The organism is Streptomyces sp. NRRL S-118 (genome assembly GCF_000716335.1).
Classification (GTDB): Bacteria; Actinomycetota; Actinomycetes; order Streptomycetales; family Streptomycetaceae; genus Streptomyces.
Genome location: NZ_KL591053.1, coordinates 1,397 through 2,027 on the forward strand (window position 1 = coordinate 1,397; position 631 = coordinate 2,027).

Annotated in this window: 1 protein-coding gene; it reads left to right on the forward strand. The window is 73.5% G+C overall.

The window, feature by feature from the left end; all coding sequences use genetic code 11:
- Positions 1-111: 111 nt before the first annotated feature.
- Positions 112-631: acyl carrier protein (locus IH00_RS38550; RefSeq protein ID WP_158828212.1), on the forward strand; the 520-nt coding region annotated here is incomplete at its 3' end.

Genomic DNA, 631 nt, shown 5'->3' on the forward strand with positions numbered 1-631 from the left:
CTCCCACCGCTCCTTCGCGGACTGGCACCGGCCCCCACCCGCCGTGCCACGGCGAGTGGCTCCCTGGCGCAGCGGCTGGGCGGAGTGCCCGAGCCCGACCGGGAGCGCGTCGTGCTCGAACTCGTACAGGCGCAGGTCGCGGCCGTACTCGGCCACGCCTCGGCGGCCACCATCGGCACCGGACGCAGCTTCAAGGACCTCGGCTTCGACTCGCTGAGCGCCGTCGAGCTGCGCAACCGCCTCCAGCAGGCGACCGGTGTGCGACTGCCCGCCACCCTGGTCTTCGACCACCCGACACCGGTGGCCGTCGCACGGCTGATCCTCGGAGAGGTCGGTGAGATCGCCAAGGCACCGCGGGCCGTCGCGCGGCCCCGGCGTACGGAGGCCGACGAGCCGCTCGCGATCGTGGGCATGAGCTGCCGCTACCCCGGCGGCGTGATGTCGCCGGACGAGCTGTGGAAGCTCGTCGCCTCCGGGCGCGACGCGGTCTCCGGTCTGCCGACCGACCGCGGCTGGGACCTGGAGCGGCTCTACGACCCCGACCCGGACAAGCCCGGAAAGGTCTCCACACGCGGCGGCGGATTCCTGGAGCGGCCGGGCGAGTTCGACGCCGAGTTCTTCGGCATCAGCC